We start from the raw sequence: 20,885 nt of genomic DNA on the forward strand, positions 1-20,885 counted from the left end.
TCTTCGACGTCCCGTCCGACGGGTGCGGGGTGCCGGGGGTTCCCGAAAGGGGACGTGTCCGTCCTCACAGCCCGTGCGAGGTCGAGCCCCCGGCGCCGCTACCCTTGTTGCGAACCATTCGCAACAAGGGTTGAAGGTGTCGTCGTGGGATCTCCGGTGGTGCTCGGCATCGAATCGTCCTGCGACGAGACCGGCGCGGGAATCGTGCGCGACGGAAAGCTCCTCGCGCACGTCGTCGCGTCGAGCATGGACGAACACGCCCGCTTCGGCGGAGTGGTGCCCGAGATCGCGGCCCGTGCCCACCTGCACGCCTTCAACCCGGTCGTCCGCCAGGCCCTCGACCAGGCCGGCCTGCGGATGTCGCAGCTCGACGCCATCGCCGTCACCACCGGGCCCGGCCTCTCCGGCGCGCTCCAGGTCGGGCTCGCCGGCGCCAAGACCCTCGCCTACGCCCTGGACCTGCCGCTGTACGGGGTCCACCACCTGGCCGGACACGTCGCCGCCGACACCCTGGAGCACGGGCCGCTGCCCGAACCCTGCATGGTCCTGATCGTCTCGGGCGGCCACACCTCGCTGCTGCTGGTGCGCGACCTCGTGCGCGAACCGATCCTGCACCTCGGGGACACCCTCGACGACGCGGCCGGCGAGTGCTTCGACAAGGTCGCCCGGGTCCTCGGCCTGCCCTACCCGGGCGGGCCGGCCATCGACCGGGCCGCCCGGGGCGGCGACCCGAAGGCCGTCGCCTTCCCCCGCCCGCTCACCGGCGGGCCCCGCGCCGGCGACCCGTACGCCCACTCCTTCTCCTTCTCGGGGCTCAAGACCGCCGCCGCCCGCTGGGCCGAGGGCCACCGACTGCGCGGCGAGGAACCGCCGGTCGCCGACGGCGCGGCCTCGCTCCAGGAGGCGGTGGCCGACGTGCTGACCCGCAAGGCGGTCGCGGCCTGCAAGGAGTACGGGGTCCGGACCCTGGTGGTGGTCGGCGGAGTGGCCGCCAACTCCCGCGTCCGCGAACTCGCGGAGCGGCGCTGCGCCTCCGCCGGGATCGAACTGCGGGTTCCGCCGATGACCCTGTGCACCGACAACGGCGCGATGATCGCGGCCATCGGCGACCTGCTGGTCCGCGCGGGCACGCGGCCGGCGCCGTACGAGCTGACGATCGACCCGTCGGCGCCGCTGGAGTACGCCGCGCTCAACCCGCGGTCGGCCGTCGAGGTGGCGTGAGCGCCGCGCCGGCGGCCGGCGGGGACATCGCCGCGCCGCCCCCGCCCGCCCGGGCCGGGTCCCCCGCCGATCGCGCCCGCCCCGTGTTCAGCGCCAGCGCCGCCCGGTGACCCTCGGGGACCCGTACGTCGGTCAGCGTCCAGCCCGGCAGCCGCGCCGGCTCCGGCCCCGACCCCACGTAGTCCGCCGCCGGGTCCTCCGACAACCCCACCCCCAGGCCCTTGAGGTAGGCCTCCTTGCGGGTCCACACCCGGGTGAAGGCGCGGGCGCGTTCGCCCGCCGGGAGGGCGGCCAGCTCCGCCGCCTCCCTCGGGTGCAGCACGTCCGCCGTGTCGGCGATCACGTCGGGCCGCACCACCTCCTCCACGTCCACCCCGACCGGCGCGGAGGCGAACGCCAACAGGCTGATCCCGGTGCAGTGTGAGAGCGAGAAGTGCAGGGCCCCACCCGGGAGCACGGGACGTCCGTGCGGCTCCGCGCAGTGCGAGCACGGCGCCCGCTCGACGACCACCTCGCGCGCGGCCGTTCCCAGGTACGCGCCGAGCAGCCGGCGCAGCGCCACGTGCGCGCAGACGTACGCGTCCCGGTCGGCCGCCCGCGCGAACTCCGCGGCCCGCGCCAACTCCTGGGCGTCCAGGGTCCCCGGGGCGTGCCGAGCCGCGTGCGCCCGGTACGCCGTGGTGTCCACGAGCCACAGTTGCGGGGTCGCGGCCACCAGCGCGGCCCGCTCCGGCCCGGGGTCCGACAGCGGCTCCGGGACCAGGAGCCGCCCGGGGGCCCGGCCGCGGGGAGGGATGGCGAGAGACGTCACGGGACCCCCTCACACCGCGGCCGGTACGGGCGGCTCCACCGGCGCCGGCTCCTCGGCCCGCGCCGGTTGGCGCAGGGCCATCACCGCCGCGAAGGGGGAGACGAACGCGATGGCACCGCACAACAACCAGGTGCTCTGGACGCCGAGGACCAGCGAGAGCGAACTGAAGACGGCGATGGAGACGGGCGCGGTGCCGATCCCGGCGAGCGAGAGGGTGGACATCGCGGCGCCCATCCGGTCCTCGGGGGCGGACTGTTGGTACAGGGTGACGATCGCCGGGCCGTTCAGCCCGGACAGCAGCCCGACGCCGGCGGCGACGACGGTCAGCGAGACCACCGACGGCATCAGCGCCATGACGAGGATCCCGGCGGCCAGGCCGGCGCCCGTCACGACGAGCCGCACGAACATCGGGATGCGGTGCGCGAACGCCGCCCCCACCGCGCTGGAGCCGAGCGCCCCCACGCTGAACGCCGCCAGGACCACGCCGACCGCGCCGACGCCCCAGCCCCGCTCGGACACCAGCAGGGGCAGCGCCACCTCGGCCGGCCAACTGAACGCCATGTCCAGGCACAGCGCGGCGACGAACATCCAGCGCAGCCTCGGATGCCGGGCCAGCAGTCGGAAACCGTCCCCGGACCGCTTCACCAGGGAGACCCCGGGCTCCGGCTCGGGCCTGACGAACCCGTGGGTGACGTGGAGCAGGCAGCCGAGCCAGATCGCGCCCGTGAGCGCGCCGACCAGCATCGCCACCCACAACTCTCCGACCGTGATCAGGAAGGCGCCGGCGGGGGCGCCGAGGATCGGCGCGACCCGCAGGACCATCGCGTACAGGGAGTTGGCGCGCGCCAGTTGGTCGCCGCGGGCGAACAGGGGCAGCAGCACCCCGGAGGCCGGCCCGGCAAGCCCGAGCAGCACGCCCTCGACCAGGGCGATCACCACCAGGGGCCACAACTGTCCGGTGTTCGCGGTGACCACGGCGCCGACGCCGAGCAGCAGGACCCGGGCGGCGGTGGTGCGCAGCAGGACGAAGCGCGGACCGAGGGTGTCGGCGACCGCCCCGCCGAAGATCAGCATGAGGGCGCGGGGCACGGTCGCGGCGAGCATCAGCAGCGTGACGGCGCGGGTCCCGCCGATCTGTACGGCGGTCCAGTTCATGGCGATCAGCAGGGCGAAGCTGCCCAGTTGGACGGCGGCCTGACCGCCGACGAGGCTGCCGACGCGACCCCACTGGACCTTCGCGGGGTCCGGCCGGGCGGGGTCGGGTCGTTCGGTGTCGAGACGTGCGGGGGTGTCCATCAGGTGCACCTGTTCCGTGTGGAAGGCGAGGAGGGAGGGGGAGGGGCGGTGGGCGGGGGTCAGCCGGTGCGACGCAGTGCGGCCCGGACGGCGTGTTCCGCCGCGCGGGCCCGGGCGGACGGGCCGGGCGAACCGAAACTCCGCAGTTCCAGGTGCCCGCCGAGGTGGCCGAGGCCGGCCCCGGTCAGGACCCGGGAGGCGGCGGCCCCGGCCGCGCCGCCGCCGGCGGTGGGGGTGACCGTGACCCCGGGGAGCTCGGAGAGCCGGAACCGGGCCCGGGCGTAGCCGGGTCGCCGGCGGCGACCCGGACAACCGGGCGGCGCCAACCGGCCGCCGCGCCGGACCCGCCTCACGACGGCCCACCGACCACCGTCGCGGCCGCGGTCGCCGCGGCCGAATGCGTCGTGGCGGGCGCGGCCCGGTCGGGGACCGGCGTGACGGGGGCGGGTGCGCCGGGACGGTCCGGAGCCCACAGGTCGGCCGGGTCGAGGTCGCCCACGTGGTACTTGCCGAGGGCGCTGACCAGCAGCCGGGTCTCCAGGGCCAGTGCCTCGACCAGCCGGACCAGACCCGCCCGGGGGTCCTCGTCCACGGCGAGCAGCGCCGCCCGGCCCATGCCCACCGCCGTCGCGCCCAGGGCGAGCACCCGCACCGCGCGCCCGCCCTCCCAGATCCGGCCCGAGGCGAGCAGGTCCCCGGCCGGGGTGCCGACACGGCGCAGGCACTCGTCGAGGGGCAGGCCGACGCCCTCCAGGAAGGCGCGCGGCGCCCAACCGGTGCCGCCCTCGGCGCCGTCCACCGTGACGGCGTCGGCGCCCGCCGTCCAGGCGACGGCGGCGGCCCGGCCCACGTCCCGGCCCGGGTGGAACTTCACCCAGGTCCGGGCCAGCGGGAAGTTGTTCCGCATGAACCTCAGTTGCCGGCGGACGATCTCCTCGGTGAACGTGCCGGGGGTCGCGCAGCGCAGCCGCCGGTCGGGGTCGCCCAACAGGTCCCGCACCGCGAACTGTTCGGCCAGCCGCTCGGCCTCGGCCGCCCCGACCACGGTCATCCCGCCGAGCCCCGGCTTCGCGCCCTGGCCCACCTTCAGCTCGAACCCGAGCCGGCCGGAATCCCGCAGGGCGCGCGTCCCCGGGTCGCTGTAGAGCAGGTTCCACACCTCGGAGTCGGCGTCCTCGGTCGACTGCTGCACCACCACCCCGCCGACCCCGTCCGCGACGGTCTCGGCGTACTCCGCCACCCGCTCCAGCAGCGCCGAACGCGCGCCGTAGCCGTGGACCGGCACCATGTTCTCGCCGATCACCATCGGGATGCCGAGCCGCGCGGCCTGCCGGCCCGCGGCCACGCCGAGGTCCCCGCTGCCCGCCCGGGTCGATCCGAAGGCCGAGAGGTAGAGCGGGAGCAGCGAGGCGAAACCGCCGACCCGGGTGCGCAGGTCCACGTCCTCGTACGAGGGCTCCCGGCCCAGGTCGATCAGCTTCTCCAGCCGCCGCGGCATGAACACCGGCGGAACGAGCCGCAAGGCGTCCAGGCCGTCCCCCTGGACGGGGGTGGCCCCGAAGAGCCGGGACCCGTACCCGTCCGGCGCCGGGAACACCTCGGCCGTCCCGGTCCGCGCCCGGGCCCGTACCGCCTCCTCGGGGAACCCGGGGGCGTTCAGCCCGCTCACGGCGCGATCACCCCGGGCAGCTTCGGGTACGCGCTGACCTGCCACAGCGCGTCCAGTCCGGTCAGGAAGCGGACCAGGCGCTGCAGCCCCATCCCGAAACCGGCGCTCGGCTCGATGCCCTCCCGGGCCAGGTCCAGGTACCAGGCGTACTTGGCGGGGTTCTCCCCGCTCTCCCGCATCCGGGTCACGATCGTCGCGTACGCGGACTCGCGCTCGCTGCCGCTGACCAGCTCGCCGAAGCCGCCGTGCGCGATCAGGTCGAAGTTGCGGAGCACGCCCGGCCGTTCGGGATCCTCGCGGTCGTAGAACCCGCGCGAACCCTTGGGGTAGTCGTTGACGAAGAACGGGCGGTCGGCCTCCAGGGAGAGCAGCTTCTCGCCCGCCCAGTCGATCTCGGCGTCCGGGCTCTGCGGGTGGCCCCGCCCGATCAGCGCGGCCACCGCCTCCTCGTGGGTGCGGGTGTCGAACTTGCCCTGCCGCAGCTCGGCGAAGTCCAGTTCCTCACGGCCCAGTTCGCGCAGCACCTGCGGCACGGCCGTCCACACGTGCTCCACCACGTGCGTCAGCAGCCCGGCCGCGAGCTCCTGCGCGTCGAGGCGCGTACCGCCCGCCAACTCCACGTCGATCTGGTGGAACTCCACCAGGTGTCGGCCGGTGGACGCCGTCTCCGGCGGCTCCACGCGGACGTTCGGCGCGATGTAGAACAGCCGGGGGAACCCCTTCAGCGAGGCCTGCTTGTACAGGATCGCGCTCGTCATGAGCTTGTACGGCCGGCCGTAGTAGTCCACGTCCAGCGCCTTCGCGCCCCGCCCGCCCGGGTCCGTCACCGGCCCCACCAGCGGCGGGAGCAGCTCGACGAACTCCCTGCCGCGCAGGAACTCCCGTGCGGCGAAGAGGACTTCCTGTTGCACCAGCATCGCCGACCGCAGCTCGGGGGAGCGCAGGTGCTCGCCGAGCGGGGGCGGGGTCGGGGGCGTCGTCCCCGCCGTCCCCGCCGTCACTGTCGTCCCCGCGGTGTCCGCGGTGTCCGTTCCGTGGGTGGTTTCCATGGTGTCGACTCCTGTCTCGTGTCCGTGTGTGCTCGAACCGGCCGCGTGCGCGTCCCGGTCAGCCGGGGCGGTCCTCCTCGCCGGCGTCGTCGTACCTCCGGGCCACCGCCCCCAGGGCCACCAGCAGCCCGTCCGAGGTCAAGGCGCGCCTGCGGCCGGCCGGGGCCGCGTACGGCGCGACCGGCATCGCCCCGACCTCGGACCAGCGCAACCGGCCGGCCCCGTCGACGAAGCTGCGCGAGCGGCCCGCGTTGTCCGGGTGCAGGCAGTACGGGACGTCCAACACGCCCCGCGCGAAGGCCTTCCGCAGCGCCCGCCCGAGGTCCTCGTCGAGGTCCAGCACGGCCTCCACGAAGGCCAGGGCCTCGCGGTACACCTCACTGTCGGCGGGCCCGCCGGCCGGCCCGGCCTCCGCCTCCGCCAGGGCCGCGCTCGCCGCGGCCGTCTCCAGGGCGCGCACGTTCTCCGTCACCGTCGGGATGCGGTGCGCCTCGGCGGCGGTCTTCACGATCAGCCGCTGCGCCCCGGCCCGCACGGCCAGCCGGGCCGAGGCCTCCAGGAGCCGGGTCGCGCCCGGCTCGGTACGGGGGAACACCCCCATGTAGGTGTAGAGGACGACGTGCCGGTCCACGCCGGCCGGCAGGAACTCCCCGGCGAGCCGGTGCAACGCCCGTATCGCCTCGGTGTCCTGGCCGGGGTCGCTCTGCTGGGCGTAGCTGAGGGAGACGCTGCCGATGCCGTGCCGGGCGAAGAACAGCCCCTCCAGCAGGCTGAGCGCCACCAGCAGCCCGGGAGGGCAGAGCTGGCCGAGCATGCAGCCGCCGAAGCTCTCCAGGTGGGGCACCCGCGGCGCCGGGACCAGCTCGGCCAGCAACTCGCAGCAGCGGGCCCAGTTCTCCACGGACTCCGACAGCGGGGTCCGCCCGTAGGGCAGGCAGTACGAGACGGGCCCGCCCTCGGTGGCGTCGAGCCCGGCGGCGGCGAGGGCCCGCACGATCGACTCGGGCCGGGAGGAGCCGTGCCGCACCTGGACGGGGAACCCCGGATCCATCACCCCGTCGAGCAGGGCGCGGGTCAGGTCGGCGGGATGGGTGGCGATCGGATAGCCGTTGAGCGCGAGACCCTCGGCGAGCGCGGCCCGGGCGGCGTCCTGATCGCCGACCCGGGTGTAGCTGTCGATGGTGAGAGTGCCCACGGTGGTGGCGACGGCGGACTTGGTGCGCTCCAGGCCGGACCGCATCCGGCGCGGCTCGCCGAACCCCATCCGGGGCTGGACGACGAGCTGCCCGGCGGCCGCCGCCCGCGCGACGAACGCCCCGAACGAGGGGGCCGTGGTGGTGGGTCGGGCCACGATCGGTGCGGCGAGCGTGGCGGCGGTCATGCCACGGCCCGCGCGGCGGCGGCGGTGGCGTCGATGGTGGTCGCAGGGCTGAGATGGCGGCGCAGGGCCTCGACGTCCCCGTCGTCGAACACGGCGTCGCAGCCGGCGTCGAGGAGCAGGCCCCGAGCGTGCGGATCGGCCCGGCCCGCGACACCCAGCTTGCCGCCGATCACCACGGGCAGGGTCAGGCCGGCGCGCCGCACGGCCCGGACGGCGCTCAGGCCGTCGCGGTATCCGTGGCCGTTCACACTGCTGATGACCACCAGGTCGGGCGCGTCGGCCGCGCACGCCGCGGTCAGCAGGTCGTCGGTGACACAGGGGCCCAGATTGCGCACCCGGTGCCCCTGCTCCTCCAGGAAGAGCTGGAGATAGACGAGATTCCACGTATGGGAATCCGATGCGGTACCCGTCAGCAGGATGTTCACATTCCGTCGTCGCATGCCGACAAATATAGGAACGGATGTCCCCGGCGAGGGGAAGTCGAGGCGGCAGTATCGAGGAATTCGGGGTGCTCGACCGTGCGGAATTCCTGCGCGTGGAATGCGGTGGACGCGGAGAGCCGTGACCCGCGGTGCGGGTCACGGCTCTCCCTGAATTCGGGAAGAATTCAGGTGTTCGGCGCGGGCTGGTTCACGCGTACTGGGCGATGAGGCTCTTCGGGCGGATGTCCGTCCAGTTCTCCTCCACGTACGCCAGGGCATCCGCCCTGGTCCCCTCGCCCCACACCGACTCCCAGCCCTCGGGGACGGCGGCGAACGCGGGCCACAGGGCGTGTTGGCCCTCGGCGTTCACCACGACGTGGAACATGCCCTCGGTGTCGTCGAAAGGATTGGTCATGACAGACTCCTCAATTTCTCGGAAAGGATACGGCCGATCAGGGCGAGCGGGGTCGGTTCTCCCATACGGGTGTGCGGGACCCCTATGACGTGATTCTCGACGCGGCCCTCGATGTAGGGAATCCAGTGCCGTGCGAGCGTGTTCTCCGTTTCGCCGTCCTCGAGGGCCGCCAGGAACAACAGATCGGTGGCCACCGGGCGCGGCGCGTACAGGTTCATGATTTCCGCGTGGTTGATGGAAGCCCCGATCACCGAGCGGATCTCCTCGTCGGAGAACGCGCCGAGCACCGGGTCCTTCAGGCGGACCAGGCCGATGAGGGTGTCCACGTCGAAGGGGGCGTCCGCCGGCTCGTCCGCGGCGTCGCCGACGAGCATGTCCCGCTTCTGGGCCGGCGTCATCGCGCGCCGCTCCGGCTCGGTCGGCAGCAGGTGGACGTCCATCATGGCCAGCAGCTCGGTGCGCTCGCCGAGTTCGGCCAGCGCGACGGCGAGGGCGTGCGCGACCGTGCCCCCGAAGGACCAGCCCAGGAAGCGGTACGGGCCGTGCGGTTGGACCTCCCGGATCAGCGGGAGGTAATCGGCCACCATCTCCTCGACCGTGCCGGGGGAGTGGCCCCACTCGCTCAACGCCCGCGCCTGGATCGCGTACAACGGCTGGTCGGGCCCCAGGTGCCGGGCGAGCCCCGCGTACGGCCACCCCACGCCGGTGCCGGGGTGGACGCAGAACAACGGCCGCCCCGCACCCCGGGTGGCCAGCGGCAGCATCACCCCCATCGGGTCGAAACCGGTGGGCTCGTCGCCCAGCAGCCCCGCCACGGTCGGGGTGCGGAACAGGTCACGGACCCCGAGGTCCAGCCCCAGCACGGTCCGCATCCGGCTGATCAGGCGGACCCCGAGCAGCGAATGCCCGCCCAGGCCGAAGAAGTTGTCGTCGATGCCGACGTCCGGGATCCCCAGCACCTCGGAGAAGAGCCCGCAGAGCACCTCCTCGCGCGGGGTACGCGGCCCCCGACCCGCACCGCGCGCCGCGGGCGCGGGCGCCGGCAGGGCCGCCCGGTCCGGCTTGCCGTTGACGGTGAGCGGGATGCCCTCGACCACCACCGCCGCGGCGGGGACCATGTGCTCGGGAAGCTCGCCGCCGGCCCAGCGCAGCAACTCGGTGTCGGTGAGGGTGTGGCCGGCGCGCGGCACGACGTACGCGACGAGGCGCTTGCCGCCCGGTCCGTCCTCGAAGACCACCACCGCGACCTGCCCCACGCCCGGGTGCCGGGCCAGGGTCTCCTCGATCTCGCCCGGCTCGATGCGGAAGCCGCGCAGTTTGATCTGGCCGTCGGCCCGTCCGATGAACCGCAGCTCCCCGCCGGGCGTCCAGTGCGCCAGGTCCCCGGTGCGGTACATCCGCCCGCCGTCGCCGCCGAACGGGTCGGGGACGAACCGTTCGGCCGTCAGGCCCGGCCGGCCGACGTAGCCGCGCGCCACCTGCGTGCCCGCGATGTACATCTCGCCGGGCACCCCCACCGGGACCGGCCGCAGCCGCGCGTCCAGGACGTGGACGCGGGTGTTGTCCAGCGCCGCCCCCAGGTACACGCCCGGCAGGGTGCGCACGGTGAGGGGCAGGCGCTGGTGATGGGAGGCGAAAGTGGTCTCGGTCGGCCCGTACGAGTGGACGAGGACGGTGTCGGGGCACTGGTCCAGGACCCGTTGGAGGGCGCTGGGGGAGGCGACGTCGCCGCCGGTCCACACCTCGTCCAGCAGCTTCAGGGTGTCGAGGCCCTCGTCCGCCATGATGTGGAAGAGACCCATGGTGAAGTAGGCGGCGGTGACGTCGTGGGTGCGGATGGTGTGGTCGAGTTCCGCGACGTCGGTGCCGTCGCCGGGGGCGATGACCAGCCGGCCGCCGTTCAGCAGCGGCACCCACAACTCGTAGGTCGAGGCGTCGAAGCCGATCGCGGAGTGGACCAGCATCCGGCGGTGGTTGGCCCGGTCCCAGCAGCGGTCGCCGGCCAGCTCGACCACGTTGCGGTGGGTGACCGCGACCCCCTTGGGTCGGCCCGTGGAGCCCGAGGTGAACATCACGTACGCCGACGCGTCCTCGCCCACGACCACGCCGGGACCCGAGGCGACCGCGTCCGACCCCTGGCCGTCGGTGTCGTCGGTGTCGTCCGCGCACAGGACGCGCACCCCGGCCGCCCGCTCCCGTCCGACCGACGCCGCGTCGAGGTGCGCCGACCCCGTCACCAGGACCCGGGCCGACACGTCCTCCATGATCATGCGCATGCGGGCCTGAGGCAGCCGCGGGTCCAGCGGGACGTACGCCGCACCGCACTTGAGCACGGCCAGCACGGCGACCAGGAGGTGGGGCGTGCGGTCCAGCAGGACCCCGACCGCCCCGTCGCGGGGTACGCCCTCGGCGAGGAGCCGGTGGGCGAGGGCGTCGGCCCGCGCGTCCAACGCCGCGTACGACAGCTCCTCCGCCTCGTACGAGACGGCGATCCGGTCCGGCGTCCTGCGGGCCTGCTCCGCGAACCGTTCGTGGATCAGCCCGCCCGCGACGCTGGGCACGGCCGTGTCGTTGTACGCGGCCAACCGGGCTTCCTCCCGCTCCGAGAGGAGCCGGACGTCCCCGATCCGCTGCCCCGGGTCCTCGGCCACCGCCCGCAGGGTCCGCGCCAGGTGCTCCGCCAGGACCGCGGCGGTCGGCTCGTCGAAGAGGTCCGTCGCGTACTCCAGCACACCGACGAGCCCGCCCGGAGCCCCCCGCTCGCCCCGGAGTTCGCGCAGCGACAGCGTGAGGTCGAACTTGGTGAACCCGGACTCCGATCCCAGCGGCACCCCGCTCAGCGCGCCCTCCGGCGCCGTCCGCGGCTCGTCCGGCTGCACCTGCACGATCACCTGCGTCAGGGGGTGGTGGGCGGTGGAGCGCACCGGGTTCAGTTGCTCGACCACCAGGTCGAAGGGGAGTTCCTGGTGGGCGTAGGCGCCGAGCGCGGTGTCCCGGACCCGGCCCAGCAGCTCGCCGAAGGACGGGTTGCCGGAGGTGTCGCAGCGCAGGACGAGGGTGTTGACGAAGAAGCCCACCAGATCGTCCAGGGCCTCGTCGTCACGGCCCGCGGTCACCGTCCCCAGCGGCAGGTCGGTGCCCGCCCCGTGCCGGGTCAAGGTGGCGGCCACGGCCGCCTGCACCACGGTCAGGACGGTGGTGCCGTGCTCCAGCGCGAGCCGTTCCAGCCGGGCGTGCGTGTCGGCGTCCAGGGCGACCGGTGTGGAGGCGCCCCGGTGCGAGGCCTCCGCGGGCCGGGTGCGGGCCGCGGTCAGCTCCAGTACCGGCGGGGCGTCGGCCAGGGTCGCCCGCCAGTAGGCGGCGTGCCGCGCGAACGGGGCGTCTCCGGCCGTCCCGTCCGCCGCGGCGCCGTCCTCCAGCGCCGCGCGCTCCCACAGCGTGTAGTCCGCGTACTGCACCGGCAGGGGTTCCTGGTCGGGCGCCCGGCCGGCCTCCCGGGCCTCGTACGCCCGTGCCAGGTCGGCGAGGAGCGGTCCGGCGGACCAGCCGTCGGCGGCGATGTGGTGCACCACCAGCACCAGCAACCGTTCGGTGCCGGCGTCGATCAGCGTCGCCCGCAGCGGAGGCTCCGTCGCGAGGTCGAAGACATGGCCGGCGGCGGCGTCGACCGCCGCCGCGCCGTGCCCCTCCGGCACGGTCACCCGTACCGGTTCGGGCCGCACCGCCTCCAGGACGCGCTGGTACGGCTCCCCGTCCACCACCGGGTACACGGTCCGCAGCACCTCGTGCCGCTCCGACACGTCGGCCAGCGCCGAGGCCAGCACGGCCGGGTCCAGCGGCCGGTCCAGGCGCAGCGCGAACGGGATGTTGTACGAGGCGCTCGGCCCCTCCAACTGGTCCACGAACCACAGCCGGCGCTGCGCGGAGGACAGCGGGACCCGCTCCGGCCGGTCCGCCGCCGGCACGGGGACCAGAGCGGGCCGGCCGGTCGGCGCGGCCTCCCGCACCAGGCGGACCGCGAGCTCGGCCGGGGTCGGCGCGAGGAACAGGTCCCGGATGCGCGCCTCCACCCCGAGCGTGGCCCGGATCCGGTTGACGAGCCGCACCCCCATCATCGAATGGCCGCCCGCAGAGAAGAAGTTGGCGTCGGGGGCCACCGGTCCGTCGAGCCCGATCACCTCGCCGAACAGCACGCACAGCACCTGCTCGGCGGGGGATCGGCGGCCGGTGGGCCCGGTCGTCCCTGCGGCGGCGGCCGCGTCGAGGGCCGCGCGCGCCCCGGTCGCCCGGGCTCGGCGTTCCGCGATCCCCCGACGCTCCTCCTCGTCGAGCAGCGGCCACGCGGAGGGCCGCGCGCCGGGGTCGGCCGCCGCGTGCGCGAGGGCCCGGGTGAACACGTCCAGCAGCAGCCGGGCCGTCTCCGGCTCGAAGAGGTCCGTCGCGTACTGCCACCACACCTCCAGGCCGCCGCCCGGCAGTTCCACGCAGGAGGCGCTGAGGTCGAACTTGGCGACCTCCAGGCCCGGTTCGACGTACTGCCCGGTCAGGGCTCCGTCGCCGAGCGAGACCCGCTCCCCGTCCTGGGCCTGCGCGGTCAGCATCACCTGGAAGAAGGGGTTGACGGCGAACTCCCGCCGCGGGTTGAGGGCTTCCACCAGCAGGTCGAAGGGGAGTTCCTGACGGGAGTACGCGGCCAGGGCCGTGTCCCGGGCCCGCTCGACCAACTCGCCGTACGGGGCGTCGCCCGAGACGTCGGTGCGCAGCACCAGCGTGTTCACGAAGAGCCCGACCAACTCGTCCAGGGCCTCGTCGTCCCGCCCCGCGACCGGGGTGCCGATCGCGATGTCCGTCCCCGCGCCGACGGCGGCCAGGGCCAGCGCCAACGCGGGCTGGAGCACCATCAGCAGGCTCGCCCCGCGTTCCGCGCCGATCGCGGTCAGCCGGCGGTGCGTGTCGGCGTCGAGGCGGGCCGGCAGCGTGGCGGCGGCGCCGGTCGGCTCGGCGGGCCGTGGCCGGTCCAGTGGCAGGTCCAGCAGCGTCGGCATGCCGTCCAGTGCGGCCCGCCAGTGCTCCAGCGCCTGCGCCGGCCGCTCCAGCAGCTCGTGCTGCCACAGCGTGTAGTCCGCGTACTGCAAGGCCAGCGGCTCCCGGGCGGGGGCGCGTCCGGCCGCCCGGGCCGCGTACGCCTCGCCGAGGTCGCGCAGCAGCGGTCCGACCGACCAGCCGTCGGCCGCGATGTGGTGCATCAGCAGCGCCAGCGTCGCCGATCCGTCACCGGGTACGAACAGTCGTGCCCTGAAGAGGAGTTGGTAGCCCAGATCGAAGGTTGAGGCGGTGAACCGGGCCACGAGCGCGGCCACCTCCGGCGGGGTGCACCCGGTCGCCTCGAACGGCACCGGCGGCGCCTGGAGCACGTGCTGGTACGGCTCGGAGTCCACCGCAGGGTAGACGGTGCGCAGCACCTCGTGCCGTTCCACCACATCGGCCAGCGCCGCCGCCAGCGCCGCCGTGTCGGGCACGGAGTCCAGCCGCAGCACCACGGGCAGGTTGTACGTCGCCGACGGCCCCTCCAGCCCGGCCAGGAACCACAGGCGGCGCTGGGCGAAGGAGAGCGGGACCCGCTCCTCGGGGGGCAGCACCGCCCCGTCGAACACGACCCCGGTGGACGGCTCGGTGTCGTCCGCGGCCGCCGGGCCGCGCAGGGCCTTGCGGTCGATCTTCCCGGAGGAGGTCCGGGGCAGGGCCGCCACGAGGGTCACCGTGCCGGGCACCGCCGCGGCCGGCAGCTCCGCCGCGACCCGGTCCCGCAGCGCGGCGGCGTCGACCCCCTCGTCCGCGACCACGAACGCGGCCAGCCGGCGCACCCCGTCGGCGGTCTCCCGCGGTACCACGGCGGCCTCCCGCACCCCGGGGTGCGCCGTCAACACGGCCTCCACGGAAGCGGGGTCCACCCGGTGCCCGTTGATCTTCACCTCGTCGTCGGCCCGGCCCCGGAACCCCAACTGCCCGTCCGGCCGCACGAACACCAGGTCGCCGGTGCGGTACGCGCGCTCCCCGCCCAGCGTGGCGAACCGGGCCGCCGTCAGCTCGGGCCGGCCCAGATATCCGGTCGCCAACGCGTCGCCGAGCAACCACAGTTCACCGTCCACCACGGCGGCGCGGACGCCCGGCAGGGGCTGCCCGATGGGCACCGGGCCGCCCGTGTACCGCGACAGGTCGGCGACGGTGGCCACGACGGTCGCCTCGGTGGGCCCGTACGTGTTCAGCAGCCGCACCCGCCCCGGGTCCACGGTCCGGCACCACTGCGCGACCCGCTCGGGCAACGCGGCCTCACCGCCGATCACGACCGTGCGCAGGGTGTCCGGCAGGCGGGCGACCCCGCAAGCCAGGGCGTGGGCGAGTTCGTGCCAGTAGGCGGTGGGCAGGTCCAGCACGGTGATGCCGTGCGCCGCGCACCCGGCCAGCAGCCCCGGCACGTCGAGCATCTCCTCGTCCCGCAGCACGAGCGTGGCGCCCGCGCCCAGGGTCAGGAAGATCTCCTCCACGCTGGCGTCGAAGTGCAGCGGGGCGAACTGCAACACCCGGTCCTCGGCGGTGATCGCGTACCGGGCGCCCGCACCGGCCACGAACCGGGCCAACGCCCCGTGCCCGACGACGACGCCGTTGGGCGTGCCCGTGGACCCGGAGGTGTAGATCACGTACGCGGAACCCTCGGGAACCCCGGGTCCCGGCAGCGGGAACTCGCCGTCGACCAGCGGGACGTCGACGCCCGCGCAGTCGGCGAGGATCGCGGCGTTGCGGGCGGCGGGCGCCCCGGGGTCCAGCGGCAGGTAGGCGGCGCCCGTTCGCAGGGCGGCCAGCAGGCCCACCACGGCGTCGACGCCCCGGGGTCGGTGGACGGCCACCAGGCGTCCCGGGCCGGCCCCGGAGCCGGCCAGTTCGTCGGCGCGGAACGCCACCGCGAGGGCCAGTTGCCCGTAGGTCATCCGGTGCTCGCCGTGCACCAGCGCGACCCGTTCGGGGCTCTGGGCGGCGATCCGGTCGAGCACTCCGGGCGCCGGGGTGATCGCCGGGCCGCCGTCCAGGACGGCGGAGGCGGTGGGGGCGGTCGAGGGCATCGCGGGGCCTCCAGGCGAGGGGTGGGATGCGGAGCGGAGTCCGTGACCACCACGCTAGGCACCGCCCCCGGCCCCGGCGGGCAGTCCCCGGGGCAGCTCGGGCCGGGCGCGCTGCCGCCCCGGACTGCCGCCCGACTGCCGTCGAACCCTCGGGGGCCCGCCCCGGGGGTTCGACGGCGGTCCTCCTACGCCTGCGGGACGCGGGCGCCGCCCCGGGTGCGGCGGCGCAACGTCGGCGCCGGGCCGGATCCGCCGCCGAGGGCGCCGGCGGCCAGCAGGGCGGCCAGGCCGGCGGGCGTCGGGTGGCGGAACACCTCGCGCAGGGTCAGCTCACGGCCCAGCTCCGCACGGACCCGGTTCACCAGCCGCACCGCGAGCAGCGAGTGTCCGCCGGACTTGAAGAAGTTGTCCTGCGCGCCGATCCGTTCGCGTTCCAACACCTCCCCGAACAGCCGGACCAGTGTCGCCACCGGGCCGTCCCCCGCGTCCGCGTCCCGGGCCTCGGACGGGTCGGGTGTCCGGGCCGCCGCCGGTCCCGCCGGTCCCGCCGGTCCCGCCGGGATCGTCGGGCTCGTCGGGCTCGTCGGGCTCGTCGGCAGGAACACGGCCGACGGGACCTCGTACTCCGGCAGCCGCTCCGCCGCCCACGCCTGGAGCTCGCCCTCCGTCACGCCGCCCGAGGCGTACGCGACCAGCCGGCCGTCCTCCACGCGCACCTCCGCCCGGACCACCGAGGGGTGCTCCGCCAGGACGGCCCCGACGTGCGCCGCGTCGATCCGGTAGCCGCCGACCAGGACGCGTTCGGGGCGCCGGTCCGGCGGCGCCGGCAGCTCGCCGATCCGCCTCCCCGGATCGGCGGCGAACAGCTCCAGCGCCTCCACCAGCAGCGACGCGAGCCGCGCCGCACCCGAAGGGCCGTACAGGTCGCTCGCGTACTCCAGCACCCCACTCAGCCCGCCGTCCGCGTCCTGCGTCAACGCGAAGGTGAGGTCCGACTTCGCCGACCCGGCCCGGTACGGCAGCGTGGCGCCGGCCAGCGGGCCGCCGTCGGCCGCGTCCGGCTCCGCCGGGTTCACCTGGAGCATCACCTGCACCAGCGGATGGTGCGCCGACGAGCGGTGCGGGTTGAGGGCCTCCACCAGCCGGTCGAACGGCAGGTCCTGGTGCGCGTACGCCGCCAGGTCCGCCTCCCGCACCCGGGCCAGCAACTCCTCGAACGTCGGGTCCCCGGCCGTGTCCGTCCGCAGCACCAGCGTGTTCACGAAGAACCCGACCAGCCCCGACAGGGCCTCGTCGGAGCGCCCCGCGACCGAGGTGCCGAGCGCCAGGTCCGTTCCCGCGCCGCACCGGGACAGGGCCGCCGCGAGAGCGGCCTGCACCACCATGAACAGCGTGGCCCCGCCGGTGTGCGCGATCCGGGTCAACCTCCGGTGCGTCGCGGCGGACACCGCGAAAACGGTGACCGCCCCGCGCCCCGAGGGCTCGGCCGGGCGCCGCCGGTCCGTCGGCAGGTCGATCAGCGGCGCCAGCCCCGCCAGCGCGGCCCGCCAGTGCTCCACCTCGGCGTCGGCGTCCGCCAACAGGTCCCGCTGCCACAGCGTGTAGTCCGCGTACTGCACCGCGAGCGGCTCCCGCCCCGGCGCGCCGCCCGCGCACCGGGCCTCGTAGGCCGCCGACAGGTCCGCGAGCAGCGGCCCCGTCGACCCGCCGTCGGCCGCGATGTGGTGCAGCAACAGCACCAGGGTCTGCGGACCGTCCCCGTCCGGCAGGAACAGCCAGGCACGCAGCGGCAGTTCGCGCGTCAGGTCGAAGACGTGCCCGGCGGCCTCGTCCACGGCCGCCGTCACGTCGACCGGCCGGCCGAGCACCAGCGGCGGCCTCGCCCCCTCCAACACCCGCTGGTACGGCTCCCCGTCCTCGATCCCGTACACCGTGCGCAGCACCTCGTGCCGCTCGGCGACGTCGGCCAGCGCCTCGGCGAGCGCCGCCGGGTCCAGCGGTCGGTCCAGGCGTCGCACCAGCGCGATGTTGTACGCGGCCGAGGGGCCCTCCAACTGGTCGATGAACCACAGTCGGCGTTGGGCGTACGACAGCGGCAGCCGAGCGGGTCGCTCCGTGTCCGGCACGGGGAGCAGCGAGGGGCGCGTCGATCCCGCGGCCGTGTCCAGCCGCCGGTGCAGGGCGCTCGGCGTCGGCGCCAGGAACAGGTCGCGGATGCCCGTCTCCACGCCGAGCACGGCCCGGATCCGGTTGACCAGCCGGCTCGCGAGCAGCGAGTGGCCGCCCGACTTGAAGAAGTTGGCGTCCGCCGCGAGGCCGTCGCGGCCGAGGACTTCCGCGAACAGTCCGCACAGGATCTCCTCGCGGGGCGAGAGCGCCGCGGGGACGGCCGGCGCCGACTCCCGTACGGCGGCCGCCGCCGAGGCGGCGGCCCGCTCCAGCCCGTCCCGGCGCTCCTGAAGCGCCCGCAGCTCCGCCGCCGACAGCAGCTCCAGTTCGGCCGTCCGTGCTTCGGGAGCCGCCGCGAACGCGCGCAACGCCCGTACGCACACCTCCAGCAGCAGTCGCGCCGTGGACTCGTCGAACAGGTCCTCGGCGTACTGCACGTGTACGTCCAGGCCGTCGGCCCCACCGCGCGGGTCCCGCCGCTCGGCGCAGTGGAAGCTCAGGTCGAACTTGGCCGCGCCCAGGTCCGTGCTGCCGGCCCGGCCCTCGATCCCACCCAGCCGCACCCGGTCGTCGCCCGCTTCCCGCACGGTCAACATCACCTGGAAGAAGGGGTGTTCGCCCAAGGCGCGGGTCGACGGGGCGAGTCGTTCGACGAGGACGTCGAACGGCAGGTCCTGGTGGTCGAAAGCCGCCAGGTCGGCGTCGCGTACCCGCTCCACCAGCTCGGCGACGGTCGGCTCACCCGACAGATCGGTGCGCAGCACCAGGGAGTTGACGAAGCAGCCCACCAGCTCGTGGAGGTTCTGGTCCGCGCGTCCCGCCACCGGGGTGCCGATCGCCAGGTCCTCCCCGGCCCCGGTGGCCGACAGGGCCACCGCCAACACGGAGCGGACCACCATGAACAGGCTCGCCCGGCCGGAGCGGGCCAGTCCGACCAGCGCCCGGTGCTCCGCCGCCCCCAGGGTCGCGGACAGCGTGGCCCCGCGGCCGGACGGTTCGACGGGGCGCGGCCGGTCGGCCGGCAGCGCGGTGCGTTCCGGCATCCCGTCCAGGGCTTCCCGCCAGAAGTCGAGGAGCCGGTCCGGCTCCGCCGTCAACGCCCGCTGCCAGAGGGCGTAGTCGGCGTACTGCACCGGAAGCGCCGTCCACCGCGGCGCCCCGCCCGCGCGCCGGGCCTCGTAGGCCTCGCCCAGATCCCGCAGCAGCGGCGCGATCGACCACCCGTCGGTGGCGATGTGGTGGACGAGCAGCACCAGCACCGACGTACCGTCCCCCGGCAGCAACAGCCGCGCTCGCAAGGGGAGTTCGTTCTCCAGGTCGAAGACCTCGCGGCCGAAGCCGTCCGCGAGCGCGTCCAGCTCCCCCGGTGGGCAGTCCACCACCTCCAACGGGGCCTCCCAGGCGGTCAGGACCCGCTGGTACGGCTCCCCGCCCTCGGACCCGTACACCGTGCGCAGCACCTCGTGCCGCTCCAGCACGTCCCCCAGCGCCTCCGCGAGCGCGGCCCGCTCCGGGACCCCGTCCCAGCGGATCACCAACGGCGCGTTGTAGGCCGCCGACGGGCCATCGATCCGGCCCACCAGCCACAGGGCCCGTTGCGCCGCCGACAGCGGGACCCGCTCCGGCCGGCCCGCGACGGGCACCGGCGCCGGCCGGGCCGCCGCCGCGTCGCCCCGTTCGGTCAACCGGCGGTGCAGGGCGCTCGGCGTCGGCGCCAGGAACAGGTCGCGGATGCCCGCGTCGACTCCGAGCGCGCCCCGGATCCGGTTGACGAGCTTGCTCGCCAGCAGCGAATGCCCGCCGCTGCGGAAGAAGTTCGCGTCGGCGGCCACCGTCTCCCGGCCGAGCACCTCCGCGAACAGCCCGCACAGGATCTCCTCGCGCGGGGACAGCACGTCCCGCCGGCCCGACCCGGAGGCAGGCGGCGGCGCCGCGTCGATCGCGCGCCGCGCGCCCCGCGCGGCCAACCCGCCCGCCTCCTCGGGCGACACCAGGCCCAGTCCGCCCAACCGGGTTGCCGGCCGCGCCGCGAAGCCCGCCAACGCCCGTACGTACACGTCCAGCAGCAGCCGGGCCGTGTCCTCGTCGAACAGGTCCGTCGCGTACTGGAGGGCCACCTCCAGCCCCCCGGGCCGCCCCTCGGCGGTCCGCCGCTCCACGCAGTACCAGGTCAGGTCGAACTTGGCCGCGTCCAACACGACGTCCGCGAGCCGCCCGCGGATCCCGCCGGCCCACTCCACCGGCCCCGCGGCCTCGCCGCCCGTGGCCACGGTCAGCATCACCTGGAAGAACGGGTGGTGCCCGAGCGCCCGCTCCGGGGCGAGCCGCTCCACCAGCAGGTCGAAGGGCAGGTCCTGGTGCGCGTACGCCGCCAGGCTCGCGTCCCGGGCCCGGTCCAGCAGTTCGCCGACGGTCGGATCCCCGGACAGGTCGGTGCGCAGCGCGAGGGAGTTCACGAAGAATCCCACGAGCTCGTACAGGTCCTCCTCGGGCCGGCCCGCGACCGGGGTGCCGATCACCAGGTCCTCGCCCGCTCCAGTGGCGGCCAGGGCCGCCGCGAGCGCCGCGCCGGCCGCCATCGTCAGACTCGCCTGGTGCGCACGGGCCAGGGCCAGCAGCCCCTCGTGCGACGCCGCGTCCAGCCGGGCCGTCACCATGGCCCCCCGTCCTGACGGCTCGGCGGGACGCGGCCGGTCCGCCGGCAGCGCGATCACCGGCGGGGCGCCGTCCAGCACGGTCCGCCAATGGGCCAGTTGCTCGGCCGCCAGACTGCCCGGGTCGGCCGGATCCCCGAGCAGCTCGTGCTGCCAGGCGCTGTAGTCCGCGTACTGCACGGGCAGCGGCTCCCAGCCCGGCTCCCGACCCGCGAGGCGCGCACCGTACGCCTGCGACAGGTCGCGCAGCAGGGGGCGTACGGACCACCCGTCGGTCGCCACGTGATGGATGAGCAGGACCAGGACCGAGGTCCCGTCGCCCGGCCGCAGCAGCCGCGCCCGCAAAGGGGGTTCGCGGGTGATGTCGATCGGCTGCCGGACGAACGCGGCCACGGCCGCCTCCACCCCGTCCGGCGCGCAGGTCCGGACGGTGAGCCGGGGCACGGCCGCCGACTCCCGCACGACCTGGTGCGGCTCGGCCTCGGCGTCGGCCGGCAGCACCGTGCGCAGCACCTCGTGCCGCTCCACCACGTCGACCAGCGCCAGGCCGAGCGCGTCGGCGTCGGGCTCGGCGTCCAGGTGGAGCACCACCGGCGCGTTGTAGGTGGCCGACGGTCCGTGCAGCCGGCCCAGGAACCACAGCCGGCGCTGCGCGAACGACAACGGGATCACGGTCATGT

At 75.2% G+C, this 20,885-nt stretch carries 11 protein-coding genes; 1 reads left to right on the plus strand and 10 read right to left on the minus strand.

Features of this window, described 5'->3' with window-relative positions; translation table 11 throughout:
* Nucleotides 1-144: 144 nt before the first annotated feature.
* Nucleotides 145-1,221 carry a tRNA (adenosine(37)-N6)-threonylcarbamoyltransferase complex transferase subunit TsaD gene (tsaD, locus tag ACFYW3_RS01665; RefSeq protein WP_389385215.1) on the plus strand — a complete coding sequence of 359 codons (1,077 nt, stop codon included), beginning with the start codon at nucleotides 145-147 and terminating at the stop codon, nucleotides 1,219-1,221.
* Here the strand turns inward: tsaD and ACFYW3_RS01670 are convergent.
* From ACFYW3_RS01670 to ACFYW3_RS01715, 10 genes are all read right to left on the minus strand, one after another.
* Nucleotides 1,190-2,032: a 4'-phosphopantetheinyl transferase superfamily protein gene (locus ACFYW3_RS01670; RefSeq protein WP_351760686.1), complete on the minus strand. Its 843-nt coding sequence runs from the start codon at nucleotides 2,030-2,032 to the stop codon at nucleotides 1,190-1,192. The two genes, tsaD and ACFYW3_RS01670, sit on opposite strands and share 32 nt — an antisense overlap.
* 9 nt (nucleotides 2,033-2,041) lie before the next feature.
* Nucleotides 2,042-3,328 carry an MFS transporter gene (locus ACFYW3_RS01675; protein ID WP_351760683.1) on the minus strand — a complete coding sequence of 429 codons (1,287 nt, stop codon included), beginning with the start codon at nucleotides 3,326-3,328 and terminating at the stop codon, nucleotides 2,042-2,044.
* Between the two features lie 59 nt (nucleotides 3,329-3,387).
* Nucleotides 3,388-3,681 (minus strand): hypothetical protein, encoded by a 294-nt coding sequence (locus ACFYW3_RS01680; RefSeq protein ID WP_351760681.1) that lies wholly within the window; start codon nucleotides 3,679-3,681, stop codon nucleotides 3,388-3,390.
* Nucleotides 3,678-4,997: a glutamate synthase-related protein gene (locus ACFYW3_RS01685; RefSeq protein ID WP_389385216.1), complete on the minus strand. Its 1,320-nt coding sequence runs from the start codon at nucleotides 4,995-4,997 to the stop codon at nucleotides 3,678-3,680. Before ACFYW3_RS01685 ends, ACFYW3_RS01680 begins: the two co-directional genes overlap by 4 nt.
* Nucleotides 4,994-5,914 carry an asparagine synthetase A gene (locus ACFYW3_RS01690; protein WP_389385609.1) on the minus strand — a complete coding sequence of 307 codons (921 nt, stop codon included), beginning with the start codon at nucleotides 5,912-5,914 and terminating at the stop codon, nucleotides 4,994-4,996. Before ACFYW3_RS01690 ends, ACFYW3_RS01685 begins: the two co-directional genes overlap by 4 nt.
* A 190-nt stretch (nucleotides 5,915-6,104) precedes the next feature.
* Complete coding sequence (locus tag ACFYW3_RS01695; protein WP_389385217.1) at nucleotides 6,105-7,427, minus strand: methylaspartate mutase; 1,323 nt, start codon at nucleotides 7,425-7,427, stop codon at nucleotides 6,105-6,107.
* Nucleotides 7,424-7,867 carry a cobalamin B12-binding domain-containing protein gene (locus tag ACFYW3_RS01700; RefSeq protein WP_389385218.1) on the minus strand — a complete coding sequence of 148 codons (444 nt, stop codon included), beginning with the start codon at nucleotides 7,865-7,867 and terminating at the stop codon, nucleotides 7,424-7,426. Before ACFYW3_RS01700 ends, ACFYW3_RS01695 begins: the two co-directional genes overlap by 4 nt.
* Before the next feature lie 190 nt (nucleotides 7,868-8,057).
* Nucleotides 8,058-8,264: an MbtH family protein gene (locus tag ACFYW3_RS01705; protein ID WP_389385219.1), complete on the minus strand. Its 207-nt coding sequence runs from the start codon at nucleotides 8,262-8,264 to the stop codon at nucleotides 8,058-8,060.
* Nucleotides 8,261-15,382, minus strand: a complete 7,122-nt coding sequence (locus tag ACFYW3_RS01710; protein WP_389385220.1) for an amino acid adenylation domain-containing protein — start codon at nucleotides 15,380-15,382, stop codon at nucleotides 8,261-8,263. Before ACFYW3_RS01710 ends, ACFYW3_RS01705 begins: the two co-directional genes overlap by 4 nt.
* Nucleotides 15,383-15,567: 185 nt before the next feature.
* Nucleotides 15,568-20,883: a condensation domain-containing protein gene (locus ACFYW3_RS01715; protein WP_389385221.1), complete on the minus strand. Its 5,316-nt coding sequence runs from the start codon at nucleotides 20,881-20,883 to the stop codon at nucleotides 15,568-15,570.
* Nucleotides 20,884-20,885: the final 2 nt, after the last annotated feature.

The sequence above is a fragment of the Streptomyces sp. NPDC002602 genome, from assembly GCF_042889445.1.
GTDB lineage: Bacteria > Actinomycetota > Actinomycetes > Streptomycetales > Streptomycetaceae > Streptomyces.

Excerpts from the sequence above, each read along its gene's own strand:
- ACFYW3_RS01705 (WP_389385219.1), bottom strand. The coding sequence starts at position 8,264 with ATGACCAATCCTTTCGACGACACCGAGGGCATGTTCCACGTCGTGGTG.
- ACFYW3_RS01710 (WP_389385220.1), bottom strand. The coding sequence starts at position 15,382 with ATGCCCTCGACCGCCCCCACCGCCTCCGCCGTCCTGGACGGCGGCCCG.
- ACFYW3_RS01690 (WP_389385609.1), bottom strand. The coding sequence starts at position 5,914 with ATGCTGGTGCAACAGGAAGTCCTCTTCGCCGCACGGGAGTTCCTGCGC.
- ACFYW3_RS01695 (WP_389385217.1), bottom strand. The coding sequence starts at position 7,427 with ATGACCGCCGCCACGCTCGCCGCACCGATCGTGGCCCGACCCACCACC.
- ACFYW3_RS01715 (WP_389385221.1), bottom strand. The coding sequence starts at position 20,883 with ATGACCGTGATCCCGTTGTCGTTCGCGCAGCGCCGGCTGTGGTTCCTG.
- ACFYW3_RS01700 (WP_389385218.1), bottom strand. The coding sequence starts at position 7,867 with ATGCGACGACGGAATGTGAACATCCTGCTGACGGGTACCGCATCGGAT.
- ACFYW3_RS01675 (WP_351760683.1), bottom strand. The coding sequence starts at position 3,328 with ATGGACACCCCCGCACGTCTCGACACCGAACGACCCGACCCCGCCCGG.